15 protein-coding genes and 1 tRNA gene are annotated in these 16,739 nt (G+C 54.9%); 12 read left to right on the top strand and 4 right to left on the bottom strand.

Going from position 1 to position 16,739, the window contains the following annotated elements; translation table 11 throughout:
- Positions 1-117: 117 nt before the first annotated feature.
- Both coq7 and QQL64_RS14655 read right to left on the bottom strand, forming a co-directional pair.
- On the bottom strand, positions 118-771 hold the full coding sequence (gene coq7 / locus QQL64_RS14660) for a 2-polyprenyl-3-methyl-6-methoxy-1,4-benzoquinone monooxygenase (protein ID WP_284400988.1): 654 nt from the start codon (positions 769-771) through the stop codon (positions 118-120).
- Complete coding sequence (locus QQL64_RS14655; RefSeq protein WP_284400987.1) at positions 771-1,973, bottom strand: (Fe-S)-binding protein; 1,203 nt, start codon at positions 1,971-1,973, stop codon at positions 771-773. The genes coq7 and QQL64_RS14655 overlap by 1 nt, the downstream gene beginning before the upstream one ends.
- Before the next feature lie 126 nt (positions 1,974-2,099).
- On the opposite strand from QQL64_RS14655, the gene rplM reads away from it, so the two are divergent.
- The 4 genes from rplM (at position 2,100) to QQL64_RS14635 (ending at position 3,822) form a co-directional block, all read left to right on the top strand.
- Positions 2,100-2,528, top strand: a complete 429-nt coding sequence (gene rplM, locus QQL64_RS14650) for a 50S ribosomal protein L13 (RefSeq protein ID WP_284400986.1) — start codon at positions 2,100-2,102, stop codon at positions 2,526-2,528.
- Positions 2,529-2,537: 9 nt separating this feature from the next.
- On the top strand, positions 2,538-2,930 hold the full coding sequence (rpsI, locus tag QQL64_RS14645; RefSeq protein WP_284400985.1) for a 30S ribosomal protein S9: 393 nt from the start codon (positions 2,538-2,540) through the stop codon (positions 2,928-2,930).
- Between the two features lie 67 nt (positions 2,931-2,997).
- Positions 2,998-3,071 (top strand) — tRNA-Gln (locus QQL64_RS14640).
- A gap of 403 nt (positions 3,072-3,474) precedes the next feature.
- A complete protein-coding gene (locus QQL64_RS14635) occupies positions 3,475-3,822 on the top strand; it encodes a YciI family protein (protein ID WP_284400983.1) in 348 nt (115 codons plus the stop codon).
- Between the two features lie 253 nt (positions 3,823-4,075).
- Here QQL64_RS14635 and QQL64_RS14630 read toward each other — a convergent pair whose 3' ends face one another.
- The gene (locus tag QQL64_RS14630; protein WP_284400981.1) at positions 4,076-4,666 is read right to left on the bottom strand and encodes a dihydrofolate reductase family protein; all 591 of its coding nucleotides are present in this window, start codon (positions 4,664-4,666) and stop codon (positions 4,076-4,078) included.
- Positions 4,667-5,352: 686 nt separating this feature from the next.
- Here QQL64_RS14630 and QQL64_RS14625 point away from each other — a divergent pair.
- Positions 5,353-6,378: a patatin-like phospholipase family protein gene (locus QQL64_RS14625; RefSeq protein WP_284400979.1), complete on the top strand. Its 1,026-nt coding sequence runs from the start codon at positions 5,353-5,355 to the stop codon at positions 6,376-6,378.
- A 129-nt stretch (positions 6,379-6,507) separates the two neighbouring features.
- Complete coding sequence (locus QQL64_RS14620) at positions 6,508-6,948, top strand: hypothetical protein (RefSeq protein ID WP_284400977.1); 441 nt, start codon at positions 6,508-6,510, stop codon at positions 6,946-6,948.
- A gap of 72 nt (positions 6,949-7,020) precedes the next feature.
- Here the strand turns inward: QQL64_RS14620 and QQL64_RS14615 are convergent, their stop codons facing one another.
- The gene (locus QQL64_RS14615) at positions 7,021-8,514 is read right to left on the bottom strand and encodes a porin (protein ID WP_284400976.1); all 1,494 of its coding nucleotides are present in this window, start codon (positions 8,512-8,514) and stop codon (positions 7,021-7,023) included.
- Positions 8,515-9,127: 613 nt separating this feature from the next.
- Between QQL64_RS14615 and QQL64_RS14610 the strand changes: the two genes are divergently transcribed.
- The 6 genes from QQL64_RS14610 (at position 9,128) to QQL64_RS14585 (ending at position 16,581) form a co-directional block, all read left to right on the top strand.
- A complete protein-coding gene (locus QQL64_RS14610; RefSeq protein ID WP_284400974.1) occupies positions 9,128-10,636 on the top strand; it encodes an MFS transporter in 1,509 nt (502 codons plus the stop codon).
- A gap of 255 nt (positions 10,637-10,891) precedes the next feature.
- Entirely contained in the window at positions 10,892-12,313 is a 1,422-nt protein-coding gene (locus tag QQL64_RS14605) for a glycosyl hydrolase family 28-related protein (RefSeq protein WP_284400973.1), read from the top strand.
- Between the two features lie 128 nt (positions 12,314-12,441).
- Positions 12,442-12,978, top strand: a complete 537-nt coding sequence (locus QQL64_RS14600) for a hypothetical protein (protein ID WP_284400972.1) — start codon at positions 12,442-12,444, stop codon at positions 12,976-12,978.
- A gap of 231 nt (positions 12,979-13,209) precedes the next feature.
- Positions 13,210-13,845 carry a DarT ssDNA thymidine ADP-ribosyltransferase family protein gene (locus tag QQL64_RS14595; RefSeq protein ID WP_284400970.1) on the top strand — a complete coding sequence of 212 codons (636 nt, stop codon included), beginning with the start codon at positions 13,210-13,212 and terminating at the stop codon, positions 13,843-13,845.
- Entirely contained in the window at positions 13,845-14,555 is a 711-nt protein-coding gene (locus QQL64_RS14590; protein WP_284400969.1) for a DarT1-associated NADAR antitoxin family protein, read from the top strand. The genes QQL64_RS14595 and QQL64_RS14590 overlap by 1 nt, the downstream gene beginning before the upstream one ends.
- 16 nt (positions 14,556-14,571) lie before the next feature.
- Positions 14,572-16,581, top strand: a complete 2,010-nt coding sequence (locus tag QQL64_RS14585; protein ID WP_284400968.1) for an ATP-binding protein — start codon at positions 14,572-14,574, stop codon at positions 16,579-16,581.
- The last annotated feature ends 158 nt before the right edge of the window (positions 16,582-16,739 follow it).

The following is a 16,739-nucleotide window of genomic DNA, read 5'->3' as shown; positions in this document are numbered from 1 at the left end:
GGTGAGGGGCGATCTTGCGATAGAACTGCATCGGAGCACGCTTCGAAAGATGGAGCTGCGCAAGATTGGCCCCTCACCCAACCCTCTCCCCGTAGGGGAGAGGGCTAAGCATTTGGCCTAGACCCGATATGCGATGGTCTTCATCACCATCGAACTCACATGCATCAACTGCGGTATCGGAAACGGCAACGCGATACCGCCGCGCTGCTGCGCATTCTCCGCGTGCTGCACTTCCTCAGCCTGCATCTGCTGCAGCACCGCGCGCGAACGCTCGTCTTGCGCCGGCAGTTTGTCGAGATGTTCGGCCAGATGAGCTTCCACCTGCTTTTCCGTTTCCACCACAAAACCAAGGCTGACCGGATCGCCGGCCAACGCAGCGATGGCGCCGATGGCGTAGCTGCCGGCATACCACAGTGCATTGAGCCGGCTGGGGTGACTGTCCAGTTCGCGTAAACGTTCCGCGCACCAAGCAAGGTGATCCGTTTCTTCGGCGGCAGCATGTTGCAGATGGGCGCGGTTTTCTTCCTTGCGCGCGAGCGCTGCCTGACCGTCGTACAAGGCCTGCGCGCAAACCTCGCCCGTGTGATTGACGCGCATCAGGCCAGCGGCATGGTGACGTTCGGCATCATCCATCTCGGCGTCAGCGATGCCGTGTGCAGGCGATGCACGGTTGGCCTCCGGCGCACCGGCTACGGTTTCGAGGGCGCGTTCGATGCCGGCAAGCAGACGATCGAGTGGAGAAAGTGTGCGCGCGTTCATGACAGTGCTCATCAAGATTCCCATTGTTGCGCCAGCAGGGTCAGCGGATGCATGGTCGGTAACGTCGAAACCTGCTCGGCGAGTCCGGCGGCGAGATGAAGTCGGCAACCGATATTGGACGACAGAAGCAGTTGCACATCCAGCGTATTGACGTGAGACAGCATGTCATCGCGCAGGCGTCGGGCACGCTCGGGAAATTGCAGGACGTGACTGCCGGCCGCACCGCAACAGTAGGGCGGGGCGGGCAGGCGTTGCAGCTCAAGATCAGGGATGCGTTGCAGCAGCTGCATCAGCGCGGCATCGCTGCGAGCGACGTTCGCCTGCGTGCAGGGCACATGCAAGGCGGCCCGACGTGGCAGCGGGCGGAATCGCAGCGATTCGATGCGCTCGGTCAATAAGCGGTAAGGGTCATCCACCCGCACATCCGGCAGCGCGCGGCGCAACGCGCTAAGGCAACCGGGAGTCACCGTCACCAGCCGCTCGGCGCGCAGGGAAGCCCACGCTTGCTGCACGCGCGCGGCCGATTTCTCGGCATCGGCCGCCGCACCGTCATGCAGATCGAGCGCCCCGCAGCAGAAAGCGGGCATGCGCACCACGCGATAACCGGCGGCACTCAGCAGGATTTCTGCGGCACGTTCGGCCTCGGCATCTTGAACACTCGCCGCGCAGCCGGGAAACAAGGCGACGGTGTCGCTTTGGCTTGACGACTCCGCCTTGGGCGAAGCGGGAAGTGGCGATGACGGCTGGCTACTCCCAAGCAGCGACAAGGCCATCCTCCAGGGAGAATCGCCCCGGGTGCCGAAAATGGCTGGAAGCCAGCTGGCCGCTCCAGTCCAGTGGGCCACCCGCTGCAGCCAACGATTCAGCTTCGGTCGTTTGACCAGCCCCAGCAAAAGCCGGGGTCGCGCTGGCGCAGGCCCGAGCAGGGCGCGCGTTTCCACCAGTAATTCCTCATACTGCACGCCTGCGGGGCAAACGCGCTGGCAATTCAGGCAGCCCAGGCAGTGATCCAGGGGCTCGCGCAGCGCCGGAGAGGGCGAAACCTGACCCCGCGCCAGCGCCGCGGCGATGGCGATGCGCCCGCGTGGCGATTCAGCTTCGTTGCCGTCCAGGGCATAGGTGGGGCAGACCGGCAGGCACAGGCCGCATTGCACACACTGGTCGGCCAGCACGGCAATGCGATGGTGGGGCTTCTCAGAAGGCATGCCGTTCATGCTATCATTCGCAGCTCGCAGCCCGTTGTTGGGCTTGCGCGATGGATGAAAGCTTCGCTATCATCTCGCGCCTTTGTTCCATCGATTCCGCTTACCGTCCTTGTGGCGGCAGACAGGTATTCCGAAATGAAAACGTTCAGCGCCAAGCCGGAAAGCGTCAAGCGCGACTGGTACGTGGTTGATGCCACGGACAAGACCCTCGGTCGTCTCTCGACTGAGATCGCGCGTCGCCTCCGCGGCAAGCACAAGCCCGAATTCACCCCGCACGTCGACACCGGCGACTACATCGTCGTGATCAACGCGCAGAAGGTGGCTGTCACCGGCGCCAAGCTGGACGACAAGATGTACCACCGCTTCACCGGTTACGTCGGTAACCTCAAGACCATGAGCCTGAAAGATCTCCTGGCGACCCATCCCGAGCGCGTGATCGAGATCGCCGTGAAGGGCATGCTGCCGAAGAACCCGCTGGGTCGCGCCATGTACCGCAAGCTCAAGGTATACGGTGGCACCGAACATCCGCATACCGCACAGCAGCCGCAGGCGCTGGAAATCTAAGGAAGCATCATGGCGATTCAGCAAAATTACGGCACCGGCCGCCGCAAGACCTCCGCCGCTCGCGTGTTCCTGCGCAAGGGCAACGGCGCGATCGAAGTGAACGGCAAGACCCTCGAGCAGTTCTTCGGTCGCGAGACCTCGCGCATGATCGTGCGCCAGCCGCTCGAACTGACCCAGAGCGTCGACAAGTTCGACATCAAGGTGACGGTCGCCGGCGGTGGCATCACCGGCCAGGCTGGTGCGATCCGCCTCGGTATCGCCCGCGCCCTGATCGAATACGACGAAAGCTTGAAGTCCCCGCTGCGCAAGGCTGGTTTCGTGACCCGCGACGCCCGTGAAGTCGAGCGTAAGAAGGTCGGTCTGCACAAGGCACGTCGCGCTACCCAGTTCTCGAAGCGCTAATCCTCGCAAGAGGCAGCGATTCGGCCGTCCGGCGCACCAAGTCAGAGCGCGCCGCTCGGTACGACATTGGGAGATCGTCTAACGGTAGGACAACGGACTCTGACTCCGTTTATCTAGGTTCGAATCCTAGTCTCCCAGCCATACGCAAAAAGCCCGCCGGAAGGCGGGCTTTTTGCGTATGGCTGGGAGACTTTCGGACTCGAACCTTCCGTTCGACAAATTCGTCTGGAACGAATTTGGACAGCGCGAATGCGCTGGCCCCGGAGCGCGTAGCGCGGAGGGGTGAGCCCCATGGATGGGGCGAACAATCCTAGTCTCCCATCCAATAAACCGTGCGAAGCACACCACGCTATGCTTTAAGCACTAGCGGTGGCAATTATTCGAAAAAGGTCCCTGACGCCCTTTTTTCTGCTCCCCAGAAATTGTCCGACACATACCAACACGCAAATTTTCCGAACAATCAGTCGAATCCAGTTCCATCCATTCGTTGTGACAATGAAGGCCGACAATCAACCCGCCTGAAACTGATTTACGGGAGTAAGACATGCCGCAATATCTGGTTGCAATTCATCACCCCGAAAACTACGACCCCTCCCTCGAAGGCGAGGCGATGATGCGCGACATCGACGCGCTCAACGAAGAGATGGCCGCCGCGGGCGCCAGGTTCTTCGCCGGCGGCTTGGAGTCAGCCGATAAGGCGAAATCGTTGCGTAAGCAGTCCGGCGGCAAAGTGGTCGTTACCGATGGCCCGTACATCGAGTCCAAGGAGCACATTGGCGGTTTCTGGATACTGGAAGCCGCCGATATGGATGAGGCGCTGGCGTGGGGGAGCAAGGCCGTCGTCGCCTGCCGTGCACCCGTCGAGGTGCGTGCGTTTCTTGGCTACAGCTAAGGGGCGAATGTAAGTCGAAATCGCTGCAGCTTCATTCAATGAGTTTGCTCGATAGATTTAGAACGACATGCCACAGGCTTTTTTTGCTCGTCATCCCGGCGAAGGCCGGGATCCAGTGAAATAAGCGTGCGCAGCACACTGAATAGCTTTTCAGTTGTTGAGTGCTTCGCACCATTATTTGAACTGGATCCCGGCATGCGCCGGGATGACGAGCAAAAACGTGGGGACACCTCGAGCGCTGCCCCTTTTCTGCTTATCTCAGGTTCTGCAAAGGTCCAGCGACCTTGTAGGCATTGATGACGATGCCCGTTGGCGACGTGTGCGAACTTTCCAGCGCGAATGCTCGCGGCGGAGTTCCCTCTGCAAAAAGGCGCTTTCCTTTGCCCAGCAGGACAGGATTGACCAGCAGAATCATCTCATCCGCCAGCCCATGCTCGATCAGTGCCGACGTTAGCGTCGAGCTTCCCGCGAGGATCAGGTCCGGACCGTCCTTCGCCTTGATGCGACGAACGCTGTCCACGAGATCCGGTCCAACACCCACGAACGGTCCCCATGCCAGGCTCTCTGGCCTATGGGTTACGACATATTTCGTCGCCGCATTCAGGCGGTCCGCCATCGGACTCTTCGGTGCCTTCGGCCAGAAACCCGACCACAGATCGTAGGTTCGGCGGCCAATCAACACATCGAAGGTCTCGCCATAAATCGCGAGTACTTTCTCTAACCCCGCAGGCGAGCGATACGGCGCGGTCCAATCGCCGTAGGGGAAGTCGCTGTCGCCCAGACCGTTGGAAACCTCGATGACGCCGTCCAGCGAGATATGTTCGATGATTTTGAGCTTGCGCATGCTGGGTCTCCTCAAGTGTGTGTCGCTGCGTCAGTCGGGTTGGTTGTCTTGTGCGTCACTATGACAACGAACGGCGAGACCAGACTTCGACACGTTGTCCAGGAAAATTTCCAAAAGGGATCAGAGCCTCAGGTATCCCCACGTTCTGCCATCGAAAATCGAGAACAAGTCATGGGGATAGATTTAGAACGACATACCACATGCTTTTTTGCTCGTCATCCCGGCGAAGGCCGGGATCCAGTGAAAAAAGCGTGCGCAGCACACTGAATAGCTTTTCAGTGGTTGAGTGCTTCGCACCGTTATTCGAACTGGATCCCGGCCTGCGCCGGGATGACGAGCAAAATCGTGGGGAAACCTCAGACTCTGACCCCCTTTTCGCTCTTAGCAGGCGAGTAACTTGGAAAAGACATGGGCGTCACAAGCCCGGGCGCAGATTTAGCGGAATTCGCGGGCGCAATGCCACGAGTGGTGAGCGTCATCAAAGGAACCGGGGGCTTATGAAGCAGGAAACGACGCGTCTGTCGTCTTAGACACGTTTCAACGTGGGTATTTGTTCAATGCGCGATCTCCACGCGTGTCGCAGAGGTCATGTCTGGACGTGATCGCATCGCACACGATGCGAGGTACGGCGGATGCGACGAACGCATTTTTCTTTACGCAAGTCCATTCATTAAAGGAGTGATGCTATGGCTTTCAAGATACTCAGTTGCGATGGCGGTGGAATCCGTGGGTTGATCACCGCGCTGCTCATCCAGGACCTCGATACAAAGTTTGGGATCGTCGCCAATGCCGACGGCTTCGTTGGAACCTCCACAGGCGGTTTGTTAGCACTGGGACTGTCGACCGGCGTGCCCATCGGGACCATTGTGGACGTCTATTTGAACCAAGGTTCGACGGTATTTACGCCGAACGGATGGCTTTTGGACGACAAGCACAAAGAAAGGCCGTTGGGCGCGTCTGCGACCGACTTGTCCAGCGGACCGGGCTATTTCAGCTGCGCGTATGTCGCCAGTGGTTTGAAGCAGATCGCCCAGCAGTTGGTGGGCAATGCGCTAATGTCGTCGGCAAAAAAATTTGTAGCAGTCAATTCTGCGCAACTGTGGGATAGCGCCAGTCGCAGCTGGATTCCTTGCACGATTTCCAATGGCCCCAGCAACGCCTATCGCAATATCACCATGGTCGATGCAGCACTCGCCACATCCGCTGCGCCCACCTACTTCCCACCGCACCGCGTGATGGGCGCAGGCTACGACTACGGTTTCTTTGCCGATGGGGGAGTCTTTGCCAACAACCCGTCGATGACGGCGGTGACAGAGCTGCTGTATCAGAAAATCGTGCCCAATTTGGCCAGCCTGCGCATGCTATCGCTGGGCACCGGCGATAGCCCCCAGGGCATTCCGCCTTCCGCCATCGGCGATCCATTGAATTGGGGGGTGACCAGCTGGCTCTATCCGTGGAGTAGTGGCGCCAATGGGGTCGTCCCTGCGATGGCCCTCCTTAATCTGACCATGGATGCCACGGCGGAACTGGCTGCGGTCCAGACCGGCCAAGTGTTGGGTGGTGCTTATCAGCGCGGCAACGTTCCCCTCAATAAACCTTACCCGCTGGACAACTGGCAGGATGTAGACGTGCTGGTCCAGGCGACGAGCAAATACATGAATACGCCGACATGGCAGAGCGTGCGCAATTGGGTGAAACAGAACTGGCAGTGAGCTGTTGTGGCAAAACGGCGCGGATACACGACACCGCAGAGCTCAGTGCCAACGTGCAGTGAGCTCATGCATCCAGCTCGGTAAGTCGAATCACTGCCGGCCAGGGCAACACATCATGAGGATATTCCCATGCCTAACGAAGTCAGATCCCTGCGCGATTTCATGCTGACAATGATTGAACTGCTCGACATGCTCGATCGTTGTCAGGAAGTTCTGTTTCGAGCAAGTTTCAGAAGGCATCTTGCATCTGTTCTTCATGATGCAATGAAGCGTATCGAGGAGTTGTCCGGTCGCGAGGAAATTCGCTCGCCCGAAGGATTTGAAAGCATGTATTTGGCTGGACTTACCGGCGATCATCTTGCCATCAAGCTAGATTCGTTTGAATCTTCCTTGCTGTCGTTCCGCGATACAGCCAGTGACGATCGGCTTGAAGAAGTCTTGTCCAAGGGCAGTACGATTCTTGGGAGTTTGGCAGGTGCTATTCCTGGGTTTGGTTCATTTGCACAGGAATTGATCGACTTCTTGCTCAAAGAGTTGCGGAGAAGGCTATTCGGACGCCGCTATCGATGACGTGGAAAAAGGACTCTGACTCCTTTTTCCACGAAATGTTGACTCTTTGTTCTTGGGCCAGAACGACGTCGATCAGAACTTGAGCCGGACTCCAGTGCCGATGCCAGTCGTCTCAGCACGCAAGCTGGGGCCACCACCATTGCCTTGTGTGTCAAAAAGAGTATGGCTCCAACCACCTCTACCCAATTGGTAGTCGTAGGCGAAATAGATATCGGTCTGCTTGTCCAGGTGATACATCAGGCTCACCGTCGCATTGATGCGGCTGCCGTTGACGGTCTTCGTGCTGTTCGCAGTTGAAATAAAGAACGGTAGAACGACAAGGTTGTTGCCAGCATAAAGAGCGCTGTTATGCCCAAACGCTTCCCAGGCGCCCCAGTACAAGTCGAGATCTTTGCTGATCGGCCTGACAGGAATCGTACCGTCGACGATCCAGACATTATCCTTCCGGTCGCCGAGATTGCCCGTGTTAGTGTGCTGTTGCGCGATGTAGCGGATATAACCGGCGCCGACTCGCCAACCGTCAAAGACGTACGTTCCGCCTGTCAGGAAGGCCTGGTTAGTGTTCTGGTTGACATAGTTGCCGGCGCTTGGGTCGGAGGCGTCACAATGATCGTCGCCGAAGTTGCCGCAAGAGGAGCGGTTATAGTTGACGTTCCAGCTTAACTGGCCTCCGCCGACCTCCAAATTGTTGTAGGCAAGCGAAATGGCTTGATTGCTGCCGACCTTGAATTGTCCCGGGCTGCCGCCGCCGCCGTCCAGCAGCGGCATATTGCCAATGCCACCGTTGCCGCTGCCGCCGACGCCTTGGGAGCCGAAGGAGTAGTCGAGGCCGACGATCATATGGTCGCCAAGAAACGACTTTTTCCAGACAATTCCAGAGTCGTTACGCGTGGTGGTCGATGAGGCGGAATAGAAGATGATCTGCTTGAAATTGTTGACATTCGAGTAGCCGCCCTCGTTCAGAGACACGAACGGCGTTCCGTAAGGGTCGCCCCACGTTTGCGTAAAGTCGCGCGTGACCGTGTTTTGACGGCCGAAAGTCAACTTGCCGAGTTCTGGGCTCTGAAAGCCAATCCAGGCGTCACGGTTAAACAACACGCCGGGAGTGTCCATATTGCCGGAGGGTGATTCAAATTCGGCCTCGAGTTTGGCGATGACCTTCAAATCAGGCAGGCCGAACTTTTCGGCTGATGTCAGGGCATGATCGACATCGAAGCCCAGGCGGTTACCACTGAACCAAGCGGTCTGGAAACCGGTAGCCCATGAAGGCTTGCCGTTGCCGTTGGCGTTCGGCTGGTTCGACCAGCCGCTGATAGTGCCTTCGATAATGCCGTAAATATGCAGCGACGTGTCATGGCCGTGATAAAGCATGATGGGCTGCTGAAGAACGCCGAGCACGTTGTCGCTGTTCTCCGTCTTGGGCGTTGCCGGTACATCGCCGGCAGACGTGTTGGCGATCACCTTGGCATCTTGTTGGCGGACCAGCGTTTCTTGAGCCGCAGGTTGGGACTTTTCTTTTTCGAGCTGTGCCAGGCGCGCGTTAAGAGCCTGGACTTCCTTCTTCAAGTCAGAAAGTTCGTCGGCATGGGCGATGACGGGCAGCGATATGGCGAGAGCGGCGCTACTGAGAAGCGCTATGCGTAGGCGTCGCGATTTTTGGAACGTCAAAACCTTACCCCTCGTGGCTAACATCGAAAGTCTTCCTCTCCATAGTTGTTGCTTTTAGTTTTGTTCTATCGATCTTGTCTTTACGCCATTGCGGCGCCTTACGAGCGATCAATAGCTCTTGAATTACGATACGAACGGCATCGTGCGGTGACTTCATTCGAAATTATTCGAAGCCGAACGCGACGACGCTTTCGTTGTCGTTATCGTGCGCGTCTGTTCAACACTTGCCAGCTCTTTAACGCTGCCGGCAACTGTCAACATCTGCTGTGTCTGGAAGTAAGGTAATTCCCTTATTGCTGCCGACATCGCGGCACGATGCGTCAACCTGTTGTGATAAAGCCGTCTATCTGCAATGGTGGGGACGAATTAATTACGTGTTCGTTGTCTTCGCATGCTGGGGCGGCGAATCAATGGGCGTCACCGCATATTCGTGAGACATTCATAAGCTCACGGCCAGTCACGGCGAGTAATCACGCAGAGTTATTTTTTCGGGGAATAAAGGAACGGATCGATGCAAAACGCAGAACACGATGGCGACATCCCCGTGAATTCGCAGGTTTCGTATGGCGCATCCGCGCATGCGTCATCCGATATGAAATCATCGCCGTCCAAAGCGACGGCATCCAACATCGGCTCTGCGCAAATCGCGGCACGCCTGGATAGATTGCCGCCGTCGCGCACGGTGTGGACCATCATCGTTCTGATTTCATTGGGCGGTGTGTTCGAGTTCTACGATCTGTTCTTCACCGGTTACGTCGCGCCCGGCATGACGAAGTCCGGATTGTTCACGGCACAGTCGTTAGGTTTTTTTGCGCATCTGGACGCGATCAAGGTCGCCGGTTTCGGTACTTTCGTCTTCAGCACCTTTGCCGGCCTATGGGCGGGTGTCGTGCTTTTCAGTCAGCTTGCCGATCGTTTCGGCCGCCGTCCCGTGTTTACGTGGTCATTGGTGTGGTACGTCGTGTGTACGGCCATCATGGCGTTCCAGCATTCGGGTGAAATGGTCAATGTGTGGCGCTTCGTTGCCGGTGTCGGTTTTGGGGTGCAACTGGTCACCATCGACACCTACATATCGGAGCTCATTCCCAGCGCTGAGCGCGGCCGTGCGTTTTCCGTCAACCAGTTCATCACCTTCAGCGTGGTTCCGGTGGTGGCCTTGCTTGCCTGGTTGTTGGTGCCTATTGCGCCGTTGGGACTGGATGGTTGGCGCTGGGTTGTGTTGATCGGTTCCACGGGAGCAGGCCTTGTATGGCTGCTGATACGCCGCATACCGGAGAGCCCTCGCTGGCTCGCCTTACAGGGGCGCCTGGAAGAAGCGGACAGGGTGACCACCGCCATCGAAACCCGAGTTCAGGCAGAAACCGGGCGACCGTTGCCGGCGCCAAAGAGCGACATTGCCGAGGAGGTGGGAGCAGGGCGCTTCGGGGAGATATTCTCCGCGCACTATCGTGGACGCACGCTGATGCTGTCCCTGTTCAATATGGCGCAGGTGATCGGCTTCTATGGTTTTGCCGCGTGGGTGCCGACGCTGCTGATCGCGCGCGGCATCACCATTACGCATAGTCTGGAGTACTCCTTCATCATCGCCGTGGCCAATCCGTTTGGGCCGCTGCTTGGCGTGCTGTTCGCGGACAGGATTGAACGGAAGTCGCAGATCATCTGGGGCCTCTTGATCATGGGGCTTGCCATGCTCGGCTTCGCCAATGCGACGTTGCCGGCGGTGCTCATCGTCTTGGGCGTGGTATTCACCCTCGCCTCCAACGTGATGTCGTACGCCTATCACAACTATCAGGCGGAGCTTTATCCAACCCGGATTCGGGCGACGGCGGTGGGTTTTGTCTATTCGTGGAGCCGTATTGCCGCGGCTTTCGCGGGGCTTGCCGTGGGCTACTTCTTGAATGCGGGCGGCGTGATGGCCGTGGCGTTTTTTATTGCCATGGCGATGGTGGTGGGCATTGCGGTGATCGGTTTGTTCGGGCCGGCAACCAATGGCGTTTCCCTGGAAAGCAGCGGTATGTAGGTATCTTGCCGATGGCAACGTGGTTTGCCAGGGAAGTTCGCGGTGCCGCTGAGCAATCAAGATAACGATCAGGCACACCGCCAGCCTAACGACTGGCGCAGATTGGTTTATCGGTCGCCTGTGGCTGGTCCCGGGAGTTGGTAGATACTGTCAGAAAGTCAAGCTGGCACCGTTTTGGTACCGTTTTTGGAATCACAAAGAGTGACGGTTTCCTGATAATTTTCCGATTTCAACTAACGATACAGGGCCAAATTCGTGGAAAGAAGAAAATTTCTTAGTGCCATACCGGTTGCTGTAGGCGGAGCAATCGCCTTAAGCGCAACCGATTCATCGGCACAATCAGCGCCAACTTCTACCTATGTGGTGAACGTTACGCAATTTGGCGCCAAAGTGGATGGTGTAACCGATGACACTGCGGCAGTTCAGTCTGCTGTAAATTCAGGGGCCAGTATCGTTGAATTCCCAGCAGGTACATGTGTCTGCGGCCAGGTGACCGTCAGCACTGGTATGGTGATCTGTGGCGCGGGGTCAGGCGATAACACATCTGGAACCGGTACGGTCATTCAGCCCAACAGCCCAACTGCGTACGTCTTTCTAGTGAATACACAGGCAGCAGTTACATTCAATGATCTTTGCTTTCGATCTACCGGTACACCTACTGATGGCGCAGCAATTGCGCTTGAAGACACTACGGTCACCATGGGCGTGGCAAATACCTTTTCGTCTGTGTTCAATTGTCGATTCGATAATGTCTATATTGGTGTCAGAGCGATATCTGCTAGCAGCTTCAATATTACTAATTGCACGTTCTGGAGCATCCCCGCTGGCGGCTATGGCATTTTTCTGGACAATCAGTACAGCAAAGATCAAGGCGACCAATGTATTAGCGGAAATACGTTTCTCGGCGCAGTCACGGCAATTGGCATCTACTGGGTAGGTGGAGGTGGCACGCGTATCGTAGACAACAAGTTCCTCATGTCTAAGGCGATATGGGCACAACTCGCCAACAGCACGGCGACTCCAACCGCTCAATTTATGATTGCGAACAATTCTATTGATGCTAATCAGAATGCTGATTCCGCACTACCTGTTCAACTTATATGCTCCAGTGGCACGGTGCCTTTCCAGAACATAATTGTGACCGGCAATATCTTTGTCGGCTACTACGCGATGGACGTAATGATTCAGATCATCGGCCTCGCGACCGCAATCGTTAATAAGGTGATGATCATCGGAAATAGCTTCACTAATACGGGAGGTTCCTTTAGCGGTGGCGGCATGGTAGTACTCGACTATGTGAACCAGTTCCTCGTCGCCGACAATCTCATCATTGGTCCAGGGTCCAGCAGCGGTGTGAATATTGGGGCCAATTGCACTAATGGTTCTGTGGTCGCCAATGAAATTCAGGGTTTTGCAATTCCGGTTGTCAATAATGGTGGCGGTACAGTACGTGTACGCGGCATAAGCAATTCCGGTGCAGCAGCGAACATTTCTGATGGTGGCACCATTGCGCACGGCCTTGGCGCAACTCCTACGAAGGTATGGGTCAATGGCTCGGTTGCCGCTCAGACGTACCAACCATTCGGTATTACTTCCACGTCGTTCCAGGTCTCTGTTCGCAACGTGGCGGGCGCAAGCGGCTCAGCCGCGACTATCTACTGGCAAGCAGAAGTTTGAAACAACGCTTCAAGGTTGATTTAGTGGAATCTTGCCATATGGGCACTGCGGTAAGGCGACGGACGTAGGTAAGCTGAGATGGTTTTAACTACCTCCGTCCCTTATTCGTTTCCAGGATATTGATCGTCATGAAGAAACTAATCTTGCTGATCGCTCTTGCTACCTTGGCGATACCGGCATTTGGTCAAGAAGGTTGGAAAGATCAGGGCGGCCATCTCACACAAAACACCGAATCTCGCAATTCAGTAGATGAATTTGGCGGCTGGCTTGTCGTCACGTCAGACGCCGATTGGAATGCGAAGTGGCAAACGCCCTCCGACACTGTTCCTCATTTCACCGAGGCGAAGACCGTTGCCCGGGGAAAGGAAATCTTTGTACTTATTCTTTTCGCCAATCCTCTGCTCGACAGCAATGGCGGCGCGAATGTAACGTGCGATCTAGATGTAACACGACCTGATGGAACCTCGTCGATCCATCAAGTCGGGGCGGTATGTTTCCAGGGGAAGATCAAGGAGGCTCCAACCCATCTTTTTCTCTCGACGCCTGTTATTGGCTTCAGGGGAGATCCGGACGACCCATCGGGAAAATGGGTGGTGCGCGTAACGCTTAAAGACAACGTAAGGGGCGCTGTCGTGCCGCTGCAGAGTTCGTTCGTGCTCAACTGATCAAGATCGGGTTTGTTCACCCGCAAAATAGGGGTTAGAGTCCTTCTGTAAATGTCTCGCTGCAAGGGGGGCTGCCCCTTTTTCTGTACACATGAGCTATGGATTGCGACTGCGCTGTATGCTCGGTGGGATGGGTTGAAATGGGGAGGGTGGTTGGACGTTCGCTCTGTAAAAGAACTTTTAGCCATTTAAGTGAACAGAACTGTCTGGTGTCTGAAGGGGGCTTCAGGGATGAGTGCAGGAATTGCTAGGTATATTGAAGCGTTCGCTACCGAACGACAGGTTAGGTATCTGATGCACTTCACTAGGTTGGCCAACCTTGATTCAATTCTGGCCCAAGGCCTGATTCCGCGAAATCGTCTGGTGAACAAGGACGGTTGTAACGACGACATGAGGTTAGACGGAACTGATGCTATCTGCGCCTCTATTGAATTTCCAAACTATCAGATGTTCTACAGGCTTCGTCAGGAAAACCCGGATGTGCAATGGGTGGTTGTAGTCATCAATGCAGCCGTTCTTTGGAAGACACGCGTGGCATTCTGTCAATGCAATGCTGCTTCGAATTTGGTGACGGATATCTCCATCGCAGAGAGGATGACGTTACAGGCGTTCAGGGCAATGTATGACGATTTTGGGGAGAAGCGAAGGGTCGATTTGGGCATCCTCGATAAATTGCCCACGCATCCTCAGGCCGAGGTACTTTTATTGGATGGCGTTCCGCGTGATGCCATTTTGGGTGTGATTGTTGAAAAGGAAGACCTAAAGCAGCGACTCGAAGCGGCATATCCGGGATTGATCGTGAGGACAATCCCAGGCTACTTCTCTCCCCGTAAAGATTTCAAGCATTGGAAGAAGGCTGTTGCGTAATGGCTGAGCGGCCAATTTTCATGCCATCACTGCACGGTCCTGAATTCGTCAAGACTCAGATGGTGCAGTTCAAATGGTTCCCTGGGATGGCTGTAAGTCAGTCTCAGAAGTCTATCGATTCGCTGCATGAAGAAGCAGGGAAATTACTTAAATTAGATCGTGTGCTTGAGATATCGAGCAAGTCAAAGGACGAGCTCGGGGTTTCTCTCAGTGCCTTCAACTTGATGATCAAGACCGTAAAGCATGGTCGGGAATTCAGCTTGGAATGTGCATTCCAGGCCAGCAAGGTTTTTGAGAGGGGGGGGCCTTACAAGGACCTTCTCGATAAGCGTTCCATAGATGCTAAGAGAGATCCGAGGCTGAAAGAGTCGGGTCGACTTATCAAGTTCCAATTCTTTGGGATGGATTGGGATTTGCTGCCGCGAACTGCCTTCTACGACTGGCTGTATATCAACGCACTTCATAAACAAGAAGACCTTGCATTGCAGGTGCTGAAGTACAGTGCTTTCTCGGATATCGCTTTCAATCCTGAGAGGTCCGTAAACTGCCAAGCGTACGCGGCCGCACTGTATGTATCCCTATGCAAGCGGGGGCTTTTGACGAGCGACCTTCTCAAAGATCGAGACTACTATCTGGATACGATAAGTTCCGCCAAGGTAAGCAACGCACACATGAATAGCACCCCGCAGGAAGGTCTGGGGTTCAATTGACTTGGATGGTTAAACGATGAGCAATGTCAACATCAAGCGTGCAGTCGAAAATATCAAGACGGGCACGACTGTCTACACTCCGGTTGTCGAGCTTGTAGTCAATGCAATCCAGGCTATTGAAGATGGTAAGCCTGAGGGTGGTCTTGTGATGGTCACCGTTAAGCGCTCTCCGCAGATGGAGATGGATGACGAGGATGGCGCAATCCCTGCTGTTGACTCCATCTATGTTGAAGACAACGGGGTCGGTTTCAACGATGTGAATCGAAACGCCTTCGATACTCTCTACACCGACAACAAGATCAGTCAGGGAGGTAAGGGGTTTGGTCGGTTCACTTGCTTGAAGTACTTCGACAGCGTCACGATTGACAGCACATTTTCGAATGGAAGCTCGTTGAAGCGCCGTCAGTTTGAGATGGGGAAAGACACGGAGATTATCGTTAACGAACGGATCTCTGAAGCAACGCAGAGCACTACGGGAACCAAGGTTTGCTTGGGTTCGGTGAGGCACGCTGATCGCCTTAATAAGAGACTCCTCACTATAGCCAAAGGCATTGTAGAAAAGCTCCTGCCCTACTTCATCGCAGAGAACTATGTCTGCCCTCGGATAACCTTGGTGGAGGGGGATGGTAGTGCAGAGATTGTCCTCAATGACTATCTCGGAGAGAAGACAGCGGTCATCAAGGAGGTACCCGTCCAAGATGGTTCATTCTCTTTCGATGTGAACGGTCGTGAGCATACTTTTCATGTTCGTATATTTAAGTTCTTCTCTCCACGCAATACGAAAAGTAAAATTAGTCTCGTTGCTCACAATCGTGAGGTCACAGAGAATCCGACGCATAGCTACATTCCAGAGTTTGTGGAAGATTTCTATGAGCATAGACCTGATGAGTCTGCTGATGAGGGGAGGAACTACGTTATCAAGACATACGTGTTCGGGGATTATCTGAACGACCACGTATCACTTGAGCGCGGAGGGTTTGAATTCCAAAAGGAGAGCGATGCGCTGTATGGCATCTCTCAATCTCAGATTGAAAAAGTAGCGGCCGAACTGACGCGGGACGCCATTGCTTCTGAAGTTACTTCTCGTCAAGAGAAGAAGGTCGCGCAAATCACGTCCTACGTCGAAAAAGAGGCGCCCTGGCACAAGGACATTCTGAAGAAGACGGACCTGAACTCGTTTCCCTATAACCCGTCCAGCGAGCAGATTGAGGCGAGGCTTCAGGAGGAGAAGTTTAAGGACGAGGCCAGAATTCGTCGTGAAGTAAGCAGGATTCTCAGCGACGGAAGTGTTGAGAATTTTGAGAAGAGCATATCCGATATCGTTGAGCGCATATCAGAGACCAGTAAAAACGATTTGGTTCACTATGTAGCGCTACGCAAGAACGTTTTAGATTTATTCGAGAAGAGCCTTCAGCTAACTGCCAGCAATGAGTACAAAGATGAGGGTGTCCTTCACGACATCATCTTCCCAAGAAAGAAAGACAGTGAATCGCTGGAGTACAAAGAACATAATTTGTGGTTGCTTGATGAGAGGTTGAACTTCACTCGATACCTTTCCTCAGACATCCCGTTGAACAAGGGGCGTTCAGAACGCCCAGATATCATCGTCTATGACCAACCCGTTGCCTACCGTGGAGACAACGAGGCAAGCAACCCAGTCACCATCTTTGAGTTCAAGAAGCCCCAGCGCGATGATTTCGTGAATCCATCTTCCAAGGAAGACCCGGTTCAGCAAATCATTCGCTACGTCAACAACATTAAAGACGGAAAGTACAAGACTCCGGAAGGGCGAAACATCCTAGTGGCGGAGAACACGCCGTTCTACGGTTACGTGGTTTGTGACCTGACGGAGAAGGTCAAGAAGTGGCTTGCGCGTGAGAAGGACTTCAAAGTTATGCCGGATGGTCTTGGCTGGTTTAATTGGCACGACAACATCAACCTCTATATCGAAGTTCTGAGTTGGGACAAAGTGCTTAAGGACGCTGGATTGAGGAACAGAGTTTTCTTCTACAAGTTGGGTTTGTAAGGTTTCGGGCTGATAGACGTTACGGAGCACTTTCTTCGCACTAAAACCGACTGAACTGCGGCACGCTAACTTTGATAGGCGCCATCCGCTCATTTTCGACACCCGTCGAAATCTGCAACAAGCTGGCAGCAGCTAGCGGCCCAACGCGTCGAGGCCAA

Source organism: Dyella lipolytica (assembly GCF_030160075.1).
Taxonomy (GTDB): Bacteria; Pseudomonadota; Gammaproteobacteria; order Xanthomonadales; family Rhodanobacteraceae; genus Dyella_B; species Dyella_B lipolytica.
Note: the sequence above shows the minus strand (reverse complement) of the source record. Positions and strands in the feature narration are given on the sequence as shown.